The following is a 14,017-nucleotide window of genomic DNA, read 5'->3' on the forward strand; positions in this document are numbered from 1 at the left end:
GCGCATGAAAAAACTTCATGCCCTATTTGTTGCCTTACTTCCAATCGCCGCGCTCCCAGTGATGCCCGCTCAGGCCGCACTGGAATGCGACAACGGCTTTTGTGTCCAGTCCTTCTACTACACCGGCACCCCTCAAGTTTTTGAGGTTCCCGATGGCATCGGAGCAATTCGCTACGAGATCTATGGAGCCTCTGGAGCTCGCGGCGGAGCCGGAGCCTTAGCTCAGGGTTACCTGCAGAACCTGCCAGATCAGTTGATCATCCAAGTCGGCGGTGCTGGTGGCCTGGGAGCCAATCGACCCGGTGGATACAACGGAGGCGGTGCCTCGGGTGGATCAAGAAACAATGAGGGTGCAGGTGGCGGTGCGTCCGACATTCGTTTGGACTCCTCGCTCGAGAGTCGAATTGTTGTCGCCGGCGGCGGAGGAGGCGGCGGCGGTTTTGCCGGAGGTGCAGGTGGGGCCGGTGGCCTAGTCGGATCCAACGGCACGGACGGCCAAGGCCTAGCTGGAAAGGGTGGTACCGCCTCTCAAGGCGGTGATGCTGGTGTGAACAACTCCTTCGGGGTCATGCCAACATCTGGCCTATTCGGTGTTGGAGGAGCTGGTGGTTTCGGTCTTCACGCCGGAGGTGGCGGCGGTGGTGGCGGCTGGTACGGCGGTGGTGGCGGCGGCGGTGACGACGATGAGACTGGGTCTGACGGCGGGGGCGGTGGTGGCGGATCGTCATACGCGCATCCCGATTACGTGACCAACTCAAGCTTCGAATCTGGTCTCAACTGGGGGCATGGGCGAGTCATGCTCTACTACCAAATGGTTCCCTCAGTTCTAGCTTTCTCCGGTGCGCAAACCAATCTCACCGAGATGTCTTTCGACCTGGTCATGAACCAAAACATTCAAAACTTAAGTGTTGATGACTTTGAATTTGCCCTCGGAAGCTGCCAGGTAAACCGGGTTGCCATCAACCTAAACACCGCGAACATCAGACTGCGCAATTGCTCTGGCGGAGACATTGGCTTGACGCTAAAGGCGGGTTCCGTTGGAGAGTGGGAGCTCGGTCCCCTCACCGCCCAAACTGCCTATGCGCACAATGACCTATTCGGTCCGACCCTGCGCATGACCCAGCCCTCCCAGCGCTACTCGGCTTCTGCAGTGGTAATCCCAATCACTTACTCCGAGTTGGTTCCGACCCTCGAATCTTTTAATCTGCCAGATTGTCAGGCCGAGCTAACCCTGGAGAACCTAATACTCAGTTCGTGCTCGGAAGGCGTGAAAACCGTCTCGGTGTTGGGCTCAGTTTCGAATGATTCCTGGGGCAATGTCGGACCTTCACTTCAAAGCGTCAGCTTTGAAGTGGACCTCACTCCGCCAACATTTAGTCACATCGCAACCTTTAGCGGCGTCACCACATTTAGCTACCAACTCATGCTGCAATTCAGCGAGACTGTCGAGATTGCACTTGACGCCATTAGCGTCTCGAGCAGCATGAGTTGCTCTCAGGAGGTGAATGCTCAAACCCAGCTGTGTGGTCATGGATCCTTGAGTTGGAGTGTGAACCTGGCTTTGATCACAGACCTAGTCGGTAACCCAGTTGGGGAGGGGTTGGTTCGATTTGACCTTGAGAACCCAGTCCCGGAACTAGAGTCGATTCCGAATACGCCAGCGCCGGAACCTGGGGCGGTGAACCCCACACCTGTGCCAGTTCAACCAGAACCTGTTGCACCGCCTGCAGAACCGCAGCCAACCGGCCCGGCGATTGTGATTGAACCAACACCTGAACCAGCTCCTGCAACTGAATCAGGCAGCATTTCCCAAGCAGTCACCCAGTCTGAAGAGGTAACCGAATCAGAATCGGTGAAGGTCGAACCTGGTTCGGACTCAGAGGAAGTCGAGTTACCCGTTGTTGACTCAAGTGGTTCATGGGAGGAGTTTGAGTCAATTGAGGTGGCAGTGTTGCAGGAGCTTGAAGCTCCAAGCGATCCCCTGAGGACAGCGCAATCCCAGCAAGCCATAGGCCATGTATCGGATGCGGACACAGAGATCGTCCCGTCAACTGCAACTCCTGCGGAGCCGGAGCCTCAGATTCAGACGGTAGTTTCAGGACCACAGTTGGAACTTCAGAAAGAGGGAAGTTGGCCCTGGCTTGAGGTGGCCATCGCAAGCTTGCTGCTTGGACTGATTGGCTATGGTGCCTATCGAACTATCGGAAAATGATGGTTCTTTGACCATCTAGCAGGACGCGGTGTTCGGCGAACCACTTGACCGCTTGAGTCAGGGTTTTTGACTCCGCGTCCTGTCCGATTTGAACCAGATGCTGTTTGGAATCGGAGTGCTCAACTCTCGTCACGTTTTGTTCGATGATCGGACCTTCGTCCAGATCCTCGGTGACAAAGTGAGCGGTAGCGCCAATCAACTTCACGCCGCGAGCGTGAGCTTGGGCATAAGGGTTTGCGCCCTTGAAGCCAGGTAGGAAGGAGTGATGAATGTTGATTATCTTGCCTTCAAACTCCTTGCAGAACTCGGGCGAGAGAATCTGCATGTAGCGAGCTAGAACAATCAGCTCAATCTCATTTTCACGAATAAATTCGCGCAGGCGCTTTTCAAAAAGTGCCTTGTCGATGGCGGTTTCAATCTTGTTGTGCTCAAACGGAATCGAGTAGAAGCCAGCAATCGAAGCCAAGTCTGGGTGGTTACCAAAAACCATCGGAACCTCAATGGGCAAGAGGCCAGAGTGCTGCCTGTAAAGAAGGTCATTTAGGCAGTGACCGGCTTTGCTCACCAACACGATGGTCTTCATTGGGCGACCCACAAAATCTAGGGTGTACTCCATCTGGAACTTGGTTGCGATGGCCTCGAACTGCTTCTCAAAATCAGCCTTGGTGATGTCCGCTTCAATCTGCAGACGCATGAAGAAGCGACCGGTATCTAGTGAGGTGTATTGCTTCGACTCGGTGATGTTGCCGCCGATTCCAACCACCGCTCCAGAGATGGCGTGAACGATTCCCGGTTGGTCTGGGCAAATGAAGGTGAGAACCCAGTGTTCCTTAGTCGACATGGGCTCAATCCTATTGAGTCACAGGGCCTGAAACCCGCTTGCCCACTGGTAAACTCTGCCCATGTCCACACAGCCAGCTAGCTTCAATGCCCCCTTGTCCGAGGTTGACCCAGAAATTGCTGCCGTCTTGGAGCAGGAGCTGGACCGTCAGCGTCACACCCTCGAGATGATTGCGTCTGAGAACTTTGTCTCGCGCGCCATCTTGGAAACTCAGGGCTCAGTCCTGACCAACAAGTACGCCGAAGGTTACCCAGGCAAGCGCTACTACGGTGGCTGCGAGGTCGTGGACATCGCGGAGGAGCTAGCTCGTGAGCGCGCTAAGCAGCTGTTTGGTGCTGAGCACGTGAACGTGCAACCACACTCGGGTGCCACAGCGAACGCCGCCGTGATGATGGCTATGGCAAACCCAGGTGACCGCATTCTTGGTCTTTCGCTGGCACACGGTGGTCACCTAACCCACGGTATGAAGTTGAACTTCTCCGGAAAGATGTACGAGGCTCACGCTTATGAGCTTCACCCAGACACTCACCTGATCGACATGGACATTGTTCGCGAGCGTGCTCTAGAGACCAAGCCAGCTGTTCTGATCGCGGGTTGGTCTGCCTACTCCCGCCACCTAGACTTCGCTGCTTTTAGATCGATCGCGGATGAAGTTGGTGCGAAGCTCTGGGTTGACATGGCCCACTTTGCAGGCTTGGTTGCAGCCGGGCTACACCCATCACCAGTCCCATACGCCGACGTGGTTTCTTCGACAGTTCACAAGACTTTGGCAGGACCTCGTTCGGGTGTGATTCTGTCCAAGGCCGAGTACGCCAAGAAGATTGATTCGGCAGTGTTCCCAGGTCAACAGGGTGGTCCACTTATGCACGTGGTCGCCGCAAAAGCAGTGGCCTTCAAGGCTGCAATGCAGCCAGATTTCGTGGAGCGCCAGCAGCGAACCATCGAGGGTGCTCGCATTATCGCTGACCGCCTGATGCAGAAGGACATCACCGAGGCCGGCATTTCCGTATTGACCGGCGGTACTGATGTGCACCTGGTTTTGGTAGACCTCAGAAACGCAGCTATTGATGGTCAGACTGCTCAGGACATCCTGCATCACGCAGGCGTCACCGTGAACAAGAACTCGGTGCCAAATGACCCTCGCCCACCGATGGTTACCTCTGGTATTCGCATTGGTGCACCAGCCCTTGCTACCCGTGGTTTTGGTGCAACCGAATTCACCGAGGTGGCCGACATCATCGCTGAAGCCCTGAAGCCGGGAGCAGATGTTGCTCCGCTTCGCGCCCGTGTTCGCAAGTTGACCGAAGCGTTCCCGCTTTACTGAGAATGACTGCAATCAAGCTCGATGGCTTGGCAATTGCCAAGCAGATTAAGGCTGAACTGGCCATCGAGGTTGCTGCGCTCAAGTCCAAGGGGATCGTCCCGGGTCTTGGAACCTTGCTGGTCGGTGAAGATCCAGGATCCAAGTCATATGTTGCCGGTAAGCACCGAGACTGTGCCGAAGTCGGAGTCGAGTCAATTCGAATTGACTTACCTCAAACTGCCACCAAGGCTGATGTGGTCACCGCTATCAAGGACTTGAACTCCGCAAAGGAGGTCACCGGCTATATCGTTCAGCTTCCACTACCGGTGGGTATGGACTCAAATGCGATGCTGGAGCTTATTGACCCAGCTAAAGATGCTGATGGCCTGCACCCAATAAACCTAGGCAAGCTGGTCATGAATATTTCAGGTGAGATCTCCTCACCGCTTCCCTGCACGCCAAACGGAATTCTTGAACTGCTTCGGCGCTATGACATTTCAACTGCCGGTAAGGAAATGGTCGTGCTCGGAAGAGGTCTAACCGTTGGTCGTCCACTCGGTCTGCTCGCATCTCGTAAGGGCGTAGACGCAACCGTGACCACCCTGCACAGTGCTTCTAAGGACATCCCTGAGCACCTAAGACGTGCCGACATCATCGTTGCCGCCCTTGGCGCTGCGCACTTTGTAAAACCTGAGTGGGTAAAACCCGGGGCTGCTGTTTTAGATGTTGGCATCAGCCGCACCGAGTCTGGACTGGTTGGCGATGTTCACCCAGAGGTTGCAAATGTTGCCGGTTGGCTTTCACCCAACCCTGGTGGGGTCGGGCCAATGACACGAGCGATGCTGGTGAGCAACGTGGTTAGGTCAGCTCAGAACTGAGAGCGGATCGCCCAAAGATCTGGAAAGACTGGGTGGAAAAGCGTGCTGGCCAGGTAGCCGGCTCCCGATGATCCGCCGGTGCCCATCTTCCTGCCAATGGTGCGCTCGACCATCTTGACGTGGCGATAGCGCCACTCCTGCAGGCCCTCATCAAGATCAACTAGAGCCTCACCGATCATTGACGCTTCCGGGTCGTTGCGATGCAGTTCTATCAACGCTTGCTGCACCTGTTCATTTGGTTCCCACGCTCTAGTCACATCGCGATTCAGCGCCGTCTCAGGCATCGGCATTCGAGTGTTGAAATAGCGAAGTGCAGAGTCCCAAAGTGACGCTCGAGACATTGCCGCCTCCACGCGCTGGCGGGCAGGGGAGCCTGGGACCAGGTGATCGGCCATGCCCATACCTGATTTCTTATCGGCGTCGGCTCCGGCTTGATCTCTGCGACCTAGGACGGCTTCGAGCTCGCGAAACTGAGCGGACTGAAAGCCGGACGCTGATGTTAGTCGGTCACGGAAAGAGTTGAACTGCAGTGGAGTCATGGTCTCCAATATGTCTAGCTGTGAGACGCAGGTCTTCATAATTGTGCGCATTCGACCAAGGATTGCCATCGAGCGGTGAGTCTCACCCTTTTCAAGTGATAGCTGCAATGCGCTGGCCTCATGCAGCAGTTGCTTGAACCAAAGTTCATAGACCTGGTGAATCGTGATGAAAAGTAGTTCATCGTGTTCTGGGCCATCGCTAAGCGGGTGTTGCAATTGCAGTAACTCGTCGACCTTGAGGTATGAGGTGTAGCTGACGTGCTTGTCGTGACTCATTTGCTGCCCCAGTTATCAATTGCTCTAGCGGTTAGTTTGCGACCAAGTTCGATTTGGTCTTTGGCTTTGTGAAACTCCAACATTCCAATCGAATCGATTGGTATCTCTACCAACAAATCTGGCGGATACCCAGCGGTTCGATACCTGGTGATAATGCTCTGCATTGTTTCGATAGAGCGCTCCATCACCTCAAAGGTGCTGATGCCCTTGGGTATCTTTGCAAGCTGTTGAGTCTCGGTGTCAGAGCGTGATGCGCGCTTGTCGCTGGAGATGATTGATGGGTTGCCCATCGGGTGGTCCTTGCCCGGACCCGAAAGTGAAATCGCTATCACCAAGTCCGCCTTATTGGAGGCTAGCGGAGCGATCGGAAGCGGATTGAGTAGACCACCATCGACCATCAATCGTCCGCCCACGGTGACCGAGGAAATCAAGCTAGGGATAGCGATCGAGGCTCTGATTGCTGCATCTAACGGCCCTTGTTGAAACCAAACTTCCTTGGCCTGCATCACATCGGTGGCAACCGCAGTGAAGGGGATGTTCAGCTCTTCAATTCTCACCTTGCCAAGAATGGAACGAACCTTGTTCATAACCTTTTCGGCCTTGATAGCACCAGGGGCAGATAGCGATGGGTCCAAAAGACGAATCACATCGGTTTGTTTTAGCGAGGTGACCCAGGATGCAAATTCCGGTAGCTTGCCCGCGCTATATAGGCCGCCAACCATCGCACCCATTGAGGTTCCAGAGATTGCAACGATGTCAAAGCCACGTGCCTCAAGTTCTTGAATGGCACCAATGTGGGCGTAGCCCCTTGCTCCACCCGAGCCCAGCGCTAGTGCGACAGTTGCCATTAGGTGACTCGGTTTCCATCCATTGAGACACTCTTGTATTGCTCTGAGCTAACCAGTTCGCGTAGCCTCTCGAAACCCTCATAAACCTCTTCGTAAGAGGTAGCCAGCGGCGAGATAGCAAGTCGAATCGAACCTGGCTCGCGATAGTCCGGAATCACGTTGCTGATTTTGCGCAAGGCATAAGCAATTAACTTGGCATCTTGGTGCTTGATGATGATGTGACCTCCACGCTGGGCTGAATCCCGCGGTGTTCCAAGCGCAAAACCCAGTGGCGCAAGCCAAGCATCGTGCAGGGCGATCATCAAATCGGTACCAACAGCGGCCTTTTGAGCAATCTTTTCGATTCCGGCTCTGCCGATCATCTCAAAGGCAACCTCGACTCCTCGGATTCCTATGATCGAAGGGGACGCAATCTGGTATCGACGAATGGTGTCTGAAGGCTCAAAGAAGGGGCCCATCTCAAACTGCTTTTCCTGAGCAAACCAGCCTTGAATCGGGACTCGAAGCTGGGTTTGAATTTCCTTAGACACGAACAACCAGGCTGGTGAGCCAGGGCCCGAGTTTCCATATTTATAGGTGCAGCCAACCGCGAGCTGCACATCGTTCTTCTCAAATTCCAACTCAATTGAGCCAATAGCGTGTGAGCAATCCCAGACCACCAGCGCGCCGTATTTCTTTGCTAACGCATTGATCTGCTTCATCGGCTGGCGCGCGCCGGACCGATAGTTGATGGCTTGCAAAGTGAGTAGTGCCACATCCTCGCTAAGGTGTCTTTCTAGCTCCTCGGGCGAGATCATTTCATCTTGAGAATCAATTTCAACCGCTCCGGGGCCACCCATGCCATCGGTGTTTAGTGTGACCAGATTTAACGAGTGAGACTTTGCAATGCCCTCGAGGATGTAGCGATCGGTTGGGAAGTTGGCAGAGTCAATGATGATTGTCTTGCGACCCGGTCTTGCTGAGATTGCTGCCAGACAAAGTTGATAAAAATTCACACTAGTTGTGTCGCATACCAGGGTTTGACACGGCCCCGCACCAAGGGCTGTTCTTGCCAATAGGTCACCGGCGGGTTGGGCTTGGTCAATCCAATGGCTCCAGCCATCTACTAGCTCCTTGCCCCACTCTTCGACCAGGAAGTGATTCACGGCTTCAACGGTTTTCTTCGGCAATCGCCCAAGCGAATTGCCATCGAGGTAGCAAAGCTCTGGGTCTGAGACAAAGAATTCAGACTTGAAGGTTGCGAGTGGGTCGTTGGCGTCAAGCGACTGTGCATAGCTTCGTTGCGTTGCCGCCTCCGGATCAATTCGGAAGCTCATACCCCAACTCTATCCCTAGAGCAGAAGTTGGTGCTTGGCCAATTCTGCATACAGTGGCGTGCTCTTTACGAGCTCAGAGTGAGTTCCAACACCGACCACCTCACCGGCCTGTAAGACGATGATTTGATCCGAGTCGACCACTGTTGATAGTCGGTGAGCAATCACGATTAGGGTTCGATCCTTGGCGACTGCATCGATTGCCTCGCGCATGCGCTGTTCATTTGGGCCATCGAGCGCGCTGGTTGATTCATCCAGAAGCAAGATCGGTGGTGCGGCGAGCAGCGCTCTCGCGATGGCAAGTCTCTGACGCTCACCACCCGAGAGCATGATCCCGTTCTCACCGACTTCTGCATCTAAGCCACGGGTTTCACGCTGCAAGACTTCTTCAAGGTTTACCATGCGCAACACCTCAATTAGCTCGGCATCGCTGGCCTCTGGTTTTGACAAGAGCAGATTGTCCCTGATGGTTCCGGCGAGCACCGGAGCATCCTGTTCGACATAGCCAATTTGCCCTCTGAGTTCTGCTCTTGAGAACTCTGTTACTGGCTGACCATCCAGGAGCAGTCGACCTGCGGTGGGCTCATAGAAGCGCTCAATTAGAGAGAAGATGGTTGATTTACCCGCACCGGATGGTCCCACCAACGCCACTCTTGATCCTCGTGGGATGGTTAGGTTGACACCCTTGAGAATTGCTACCGGCTCTTCGCCTTCGGCGGGCTCATAGCTAAAGCTCACCTCTTGAAATTCAATGGCTGTCTTGGAAACCGGGACGTGGCTGCCGCTGACCGAGGTTTCTTCCTCATCCAGCACCATGATCTCGTTGATCCTTGCCATCGCACCCAAGGCACCCATAACCGAGGTGTAGGCGCCGAATGCTGAAATCAGTGGACCAATCATGAAGAACAGCAGGATGACGAACGTGACCAAAGACGCTATCTCGGTTGCACCCGAGGCAACTCGCAAACCACCCAGTCCCAGCACCACGATAAATGCGGTGTTGAAAGCGATCTGAGCGATTGGCGCCACGGCTGCCGAGAGTTTGGCGATTGCGATTCCCTGGTCGTAGGCGGCATGGGCCGCCTTGCCGATCACCTCTGCCTCCTTGGCCTCAGCCCTGGAGGCACGAATGGTTCTAATGGCGCTCAGGGCGCGTTCAACGGCTGAGCTCATCTCTCCAACGCGCATCTGAGCCTTGGTGGTAGCGGAGCGAATCTTGCGACCGGTCAGTGCGATGGCCGCGACCGCCGTGAAGACAACTGCGAGGGTTGAGATCAGAAGAATCGGGTCGATAAAGGCCATCACCGCGATAGCACCAACAAATTGCAAGAGGCCACCAACGGCGTCAACAAGACCCTGGGTTAGTACTGACTTCAGCAAGGTGGAGTCGGATCCAACTCTGGAAACTAAGTCTCCAACTCGTCTACGGTCATACTCGGAGATGGGTAGTCGCAGCATCCTGCCAACTAAGGCCTTGCGAGTGGTGAGCACGACACCTTCACCTGTTTTATAAAGCAGGTAGTACTGGAATGCGTTTACCAGGGCAGCGACCAAGATCAGGGCGACCAGCGCCAGTGCCAAAGTCGAGATGTCGAGCTGTTTCTCCACTGCGCTGATCAGCTGGCCGACAACCAAAGGCTGGGAGAGAGCTAGTGCTGAGGCGATTATCGAAAGGCCTAGGGCGAGGTAGAGCGCTTTCCGGTGATCTTTCAGGTAGGGAAATAGGTCTTTTAGATTTGCCCTTGGCCCCCTGTATTCGCGTGAGCGTGGGTTCTGGGTTGGGTCTTGGTAATACTCACTCATTGGGTACTTCTCCAGTCTTGAAACCGTCTCCCCAAAGCTTCTCGTTGATCAAGTAGTTGATCTCCTGGAATGAGACAGCCTTGGTATAGGCGGTGTTGTGAGCGAACTTTGAATAATCTAAGCCCTCTAAAAGCTCGAGCACCCACGGTTCTCTGACAGCCAAAAACATCAGGGTGGTATTTGGCTTTCGCTCGAATTCTCTGTAGAGCCTGCCTGCTCCAAAGCCAAAACAGCGAAACGCAATATCGGCCTCTGAAGCAGAGACTTTGCGAATCAGTCCAGATTGCGGCACGGATATCTTTTCCCGGAGCTGATCTTTGCGCTCCCAGAGCTGAAAGCAACTTCTCAGGTCGTTGCGGATTGCGATCGGCTCAGCAGAATCAGACTCATAGATGACCTCGACATCCATGTCGGAAACCAGGTGAAAGTTGGGGTGCAAACGGTTTATTACAGACCACTTGCGCCAGGAGCGTGGGACCAAGAAGGCGATATGACTGGTGAAGTTGGCAGCGTGATTGAAAAAGGGAACGGAGAGTTGGTTGTTTCTACCAAAGGGGGGATTTCCGATAGCCACATAATCACTGCGATTGAGTTTTTGCTCAAGAAAGTCCGCTCGTTTGACCCCGGGGTGTTTGGGATGAATGTCAAACGACAGAATGTCTGCAATCCCTTGTTCTTGAAGAGCTTTGATGAAGCTGCCGGTCCCCCCGGAGGGCTCGAGAAAAGGCTTGGCTTTCAGCGAAGGATGATTGTCCAGCAGGTCAAGAACCAGCTCGTTGGCGAGCTGGAGCGGGGTGTAGTACTGCTCGTCACCTGAGGTGCGGCGGTTACCCAATCGCTCTTTCACCGCTCAAACATATCTCACGCTGGGTAACAAATCTGGAGCGTGTTCGTTACCTCATCTCGGTCCTCACTTTGATAGCCTGTAGGGCTGCCCAGTGTCGGGCATCAGAAAGAGTTCAGATTGTCGCAAAACACGCAGCGCGAAATCGTAATTCGTGCCAAAGATTTGAAAAAGAGCTACAAGGACTTCGTAGCGGTCGACGGTATTAACTTCCAGGTTTACCGCGGAGAGTCGTTTGGTCTCCTGGGTCCAAACGGTGCCGGTAAGTCCACCACTATGAAGATGATCTCCTCGGTTTCACAGCGCAGCTCGGGTGAGCTAGAGATCCTGGGCAAGGAGCCAAACACTCAGGGCCCTGAGATTCGTGCTCACCTTGGAGTCGTGCCACAAAAGGATCTGCTAGATCGCGAGCTCAAGGTTTGGGAAAACCTAATGGTTTACGGCCGCTACTTTGGCCTTTCTCGCAAGTGGCTCAAGGGCAAGATCGAGGAGCTTCTGGACTTTGCTCAGTTGCAGGACAAGCGAAATTCCAAGGCTGATGACCTATCCGGTGGCATGCAGCGCAGACTTGCGATCGCCCGCGGACTTGTAAATGAACCAGAGATTTTGCTGCTGGATGAACCAACCACCGGCCTAGATCCTCAGGCAAGACACATCCTGTGGGATCGCCTGTTCCGCCTCAAGGAGCAGGGTGTGACTTTGGTCATTACCACCCACTACATGGATGAGGCCGAGCAGCTTTGCGACCGCTTGATCGTGATGGACAAGGGTCAGATCATGGCCGAGGGATCACCGGCCGAACTAATCAAGCAGTACTCGTCTAAGGAGGTCGTTGAGGTTCGCTTTGGAGCTGACCGCAACGAGGTTTTTGCCAAGGAACTAGAGGGCATGGGAGATCGCATCGAGGTGCTACCAGACCGCATCCTCATTTACACCGAGCAGGGCGAAGCGCTACTTGCCAAGATCATTGAATCGGGTAAGAACCCGATCACCTCGCTGGTTCGACGCTCTTCATTGGAAGACGTGTTCCTAAGACTTACCGGTAGGACGCTGGTCGACTAATGAGTGATCTGAGATTTGCACCCGGCAAGGTGGTGGATCCAAAACGGGCCGTGAAATACGGTGCACTGCGAGTTGCCGAATATCGCTTTTACTCGATGTCCAAATGGATGGGCGCTATCTTCGCGTTCGGTCTTGGAAACCCAATCCTTTACCTGATTTCCGTGGGTCTTGGAATTGGAGCACTGGTTGATGCCAATACTGGTGGTCAAGGGATCCTGGGCGTCAGCTACCTGCAGTTCGTTGCACCAGCGCTTCTCGCCTCGGCCGCAATCCAGGGAGTCATGGACGAGGTCACCTTCCCAACGATGGATGGTTTTGTCTGGGACAAGCTATTTTTCGCCATCAATGCGACCTCGGTTTCTGCCCGTCAGATCGCCGATGGAGTCATGATTGTGGCTCTGGGTCGAGGGCTATTTACTTGCCTCCTATACCTGGGCGTACTCCTAGCATTCGGTGCTGTGCCGTTTTCTAGCGTGCTGGGCCTATTGGCATCTTCGATGCTGGCTGCCTGGGGTTGGGCGGCGGTGATGCTTGCCATCACGGCGAGACTGGAAAGGGATGAGGGCTACTTCGCCATCATCGGCCGATTCGTCATCGCACCTATGTTTTTGTTCTCGGGCACTTTCTACCCGCTAGAGCAGATGCCTATCTACCTCCAGCCACTGGGTTGGATTTCTCCCCTTTGGCATGCCACCGAGCTGGGCAGAAACCTCAGCTATGGCATGCCGGTTGAGCCGACGATGTTCTTCGTCCACATCGGCTATCTGGCACTTCTTGGAGTCTTAGGCATGGCATTTACCTATCCGAAGTTTGCCGAAAGGTTGTCACGATGATCGCCGGAATGACAGTGAACATGGCAGTTGCCATAGCCGAAAAGCGAGCGCAACGAGCCGGCTCAGCGGTTTATGCAGGCCGCGCTCGAGTGATGATCGAGCGTGCCGTTTATGCCGCCAAGAGCTCCAACTGGTTAGTGATTGTGTCGGGCTTTGTTGAGCCGGTGCTTTATCTGGCTGCGTTTGGATTTGGTATTGGTCAGCTGATCGGAAATGTGACAGACGGGAATGGTAACCCAGTTACTTACGCCGCTTTCATCGCTCCCGCTCTGTTGGCAACCAGCGCCATGAACGGTGCTATTTACGATGCCACTTGGAACGTTTTTTTCAAGATGCACTTTGGCAAGGTTTACCAGATGGTGCTCTCATCGTCATTGGGACCACTCGATGTTGCTTTGGGTGAAATTGCCTGGGCGCTGCTTCGCGGTGCTGCATACTCGGTTGGTTTCATGGCGATCGCCGCACCGCTTGGTTTAGTTACCAGCTGGTGGGGCATTTTGGCCATTCCTGCTGCAACCATCATCGCCTTCGGCTTTGCCTCCTTTGGCATGGCGGTGACAAGCTACATGAAGAACTTCCAGCAGATGCAGTGGGTGAGTTTTGCGCTACTACCCATGTTCTTGTTCTCTGGAACCTTTTTCCCAGTCAGCGTTTACCCAGAGTGGATTCAGGCGATTGTTATGGCCTTGCCGCTGTGGCAGGGTGTCGAATTGGTCAGAGCACTGACCCTGGGCAACATTTCAGTCGCACTCCTTGGTCACCTCGCTTACTTCGCAGTCATGATTGCAATTGGTTTGGTCTTCACCACGAGACGGTTGCGAGAGCTATTCATGAGATAGCAAAAACCCCAGCCAGCGGCTGGGGTTTTTCTCTATCTGAGTTACCAGAAAACAGCTAGCACTACGTTTAAGACAGCTAGAAGTCCAATGGTTCCGAAGATTGGAGCCTTAACCGAATCCTTCTTCTTGTTCAGAAGAATTAGGACGAGTAGCACGATTAGGACCAGAGACTTAATGCCAATCTTCATGTGGTTCAGTTCTGGCGCCCACTCCATCATCGCCATCCACTCACGAACACCAACTAGCAATAGTCCAGTGGCGAGCAGGGTCCATGCGCCATGAACCATGGCTGGGACGATCTTTGCGGCTCCCTGAGCCATGGCCTTCATTTGAGTCATAAAGCCACCAAACACGGCGGCAAAACCGATGAAGTGCAAAACGATTAGTGAGTTGCGCACAATCTCAGCAGTTAGTTCCATTTTTTCT

Annotated in this window: 13 protein-coding genes; 6 read left to right on the forward strand and 7 right to left on the reverse strand. The window is 54.1% G+C overall.

Translation table 11 applies throughout. The features are described from left to right. Positions 1-4 precede the first annotated feature (4 nt). Complete coding sequence (locus OO713_RS01185; RefSeq protein WP_264785822.1) at positions 5-2,212, forward strand: glycine-rich protein; 2,208 nt, start codon at positions 5-7, stop codon at positions 2,210-2,212. On the opposite strand, the gene purU is transcribed toward OO713_RS01185, so the two are convergent. Then, the gene (gene purU / locus OO713_RS01190; protein ID WP_264785823.1) at positions 2,199-3,053 is read right to left on the reverse strand and encodes a formyltetrahydrofolate deformylase; all 855 of its coding nucleotides are present in this window, start codon (positions 3,051-3,053) and stop codon (positions 2,199-2,201) included. The genes OO713_RS01185 and purU overlap by 14 nt on opposite strands. 61 nt (positions 3,054-3,114) lie before the next feature. Between purU and glyA the strand changes: the two genes are divergently transcribed. Both glyA and OO713_RS01200 read left to right on the forward strand, forming a co-directional pair. Further along, on the forward strand, positions 3,115-4,377 hold the full coding sequence (gene glyA, locus OO713_RS01195; protein ID WP_264785824.1) for a serine hydroxymethyltransferase: 1,263 nt from the start codon (positions 3,115-3,117) through the stop codon (positions 4,375-4,377). A 2-nt stretch (positions 4,378-4,379) separates the two neighbouring features. Next, complete coding sequence (locus tag OO713_RS01200; protein ID WP_264785825.1) at positions 4,380-5,234, forward strand: bifunctional methylenetetrahydrofolate dehydrogenase/methenyltetrahydrofolate cyclohydrolase; 855 nt, start codon at positions 4,380-4,382, stop codon at positions 5,232-5,234. Here OO713_RS01200 and OO713_RS01205 read toward each other — a convergent pair. The 5 genes from OO713_RS01205 to OO713_RS01225 are packed head-to-tail and all read right to left on the reverse strand — an operon-like array spanning position 5,225 to position 10,860. After that, entirely contained in the window at positions 5,225-6,049 is an 825-nt protein-coding gene (locus tag OO713_RS01205) for a tryptophan 2,3-dioxygenase family protein (protein ID WP_264785826.1), read from the reverse strand. The two genes, OO713_RS01200 and OO713_RS01205, sit on opposite strands and share 10 nt — an antisense overlap. Then, positions 6,046-6,897 carry a patatin-like phospholipase family protein gene (locus OO713_RS01210; protein ID WP_264785827.1) on the reverse strand — a complete coding sequence of 284 codons (852 nt, stop codon included), beginning with the start codon at positions 6,895-6,897 and terminating at the stop codon, positions 6,046-6,048. Before OO713_RS01210 ends, OO713_RS01205 begins: the two co-directional genes overlap by 4 nt. Beyond that, positions 6,897-8,213, reverse strand: a complete 1,317-nt coding sequence (locus OO713_RS01215) for an aminotransferase class V-fold PLP-dependent enzyme (RefSeq protein ID WP_264785829.1) — start codon at positions 8,211-8,213, stop codon at positions 6,897-6,899. The genes OO713_RS01210 and OO713_RS01215 overlap by 1 nt, the downstream gene beginning before the upstream one ends. A gap of 15 nt (positions 8,214-8,228) precedes the next feature. After that, positions 8,229-10,013, reverse strand: a complete 1,785-nt coding sequence (locus tag OO713_RS01220) for an ABC transporter ATP-binding protein (RefSeq protein ID WP_264785830.1) — start codon at positions 10,011-10,013, stop codon at positions 8,229-8,231. Continuing rightward, on the reverse strand, positions 10,006-10,860 hold the full coding sequence (locus OO713_RS01225) for a hypothetical protein (RefSeq protein ID WP_264785831.1): 855 nt from the start codon (positions 10,858-10,860) through the stop codon (positions 10,006-10,008). Before OO713_RS01225 ends, OO713_RS01220 begins: the two co-directional genes overlap by 8 nt. A 117-nt stretch (positions 10,861-10,977) precedes the next feature. Here OO713_RS01225 and OO713_RS01230 point away from each other — a divergent pair, with 117 nt between their 5' ends. From OO713_RS01230 to OO713_RS01240, 3 genes are read left to right on the forward strand one after another with little or no spacing between them, the layout of a single operon-like run. Next, positions 10,978-11,919 (forward strand): ABC transporter ATP-binding protein, encoded by a 942-nt coding sequence (locus OO713_RS01230; protein WP_264785832.1) that lies wholly within the window; start codon positions 10,978-10,980, stop codon positions 11,917-11,919. Further along, on the forward strand, positions 11,919-12,752 hold the full coding sequence (locus tag OO713_RS01235; protein WP_264785834.1) for an ABC transporter permease: 834 nt from the start codon (positions 11,919-11,921) through the stop codon (positions 12,750-12,752). The genes OO713_RS01230 and OO713_RS01235 overlap by 1 nt, the downstream gene beginning before the upstream one ends. Before the next feature lie 20 nt (positions 12,753-12,772). Continuing rightward, positions 12,773-13,591, forward strand: a complete 819-nt coding sequence (locus OO713_RS01240; RefSeq protein ID WP_264786405.1) for an ABC transporter permease — start codon at positions 12,773-12,775, stop codon at positions 13,589-13,591. 41 nt (positions 13,592-13,632) lie between these two features. On the opposite strand, the gene OO713_RS01245 is transcribed toward OO713_RS01240, so the two are convergent. Continuing rightward, positions 13,633-14,010: a hypothetical protein gene (locus OO713_RS01245; protein ID WP_264785836.1), complete on the reverse strand. Its 378-nt coding sequence runs from the start codon at positions 14,008-14,010 to the stop codon at positions 13,633-13,635. Between the last annotated feature and the right edge of the window lie 7 nt (positions 14,011-14,017).

Source organism: Aquiluna sp. KACHI24 (genome assembly GCF_025997915.1).
Lineage (GTDB): Bacteria > Actinomycetota > Actinomycetes > Actinomycetales > Microbacteriaceae > Aquiluna.

Bases quoted from the DNA above. Each gene is read 5' to 3' on its own strand.
- OO713_RS01185 (WP_264785822.1), top strand. From the start codon at position 5: ATGAAAAAACTTCATGCCCTATTTGTTGCCTTACTTCCAATCGCCGCG.
- purU (WP_264785823.1), bottom strand. From the start codon at position 3,053: ATGTCGACTAAGGAACACTGGGTTCTCACCTTCATTTGCCCAGACCAA.
- glyA (WP_264785824.1), top strand. From the start codon at position 3,115: ATGTCCACACAGCCAGCTAGCTTCAATGCCCCCTTGTCCGAGGTTGAC.
- OO713_RS01200 (WP_264785825.1), top strand. From the start codon at position 4,380: ATGACTGCAATCAAGCTCGATGGCTTGGCAATTGCCAAGCAGATTAAG.
- OO713_RS01205 (WP_264785826.1), bottom strand. From the start codon at position 6,049: ATGAGTCACGACAAGCACGTCAGCTACACCTCATACCTCAAGGTCGAC.
- OO713_RS01210 (WP_264785827.1), bottom strand. From the start codon at position 6,897: ATGGCAACTGTCGCACTAGCGCTGGGCTCGGGTGGAGCAAGGGGCTAC.
- OO713_RS01215 (WP_264785829.1), bottom strand. From the start codon at position 8,213: ATGAGCTTCCGAATTGATCCGGAGGCGGCAACGCAACGAAGCTATGCA.
- OO713_RS01220 (WP_264785830.1), bottom strand. From the start codon at position 10,013: ATGAGTGAGTATTACCAAGACCCAACCCAGAACCCACGCTCACGCGAA.
- OO713_RS01235 (WP_264785834.1), top strand. From the start codon at position 11,919: ATGAGTGATCTGAGATTTGCACCCGGCAAGGTGGTGGATCCAAAACGG.
- OO713_RS01240 (WP_264786405.1), top strand. From the start codon at position 12,773: ATGGCAGTTGCCATAGCCGAAAAGCGAGCGCAACGAGCCGGCTCAGCG.
- OO713_RS01245 (WP_264785836.1), bottom strand. From the start codon at position 14,010: ATGGAACTAACTGCTGAGATTGTGCGCAACTCACTAATCGTTTTGCAC.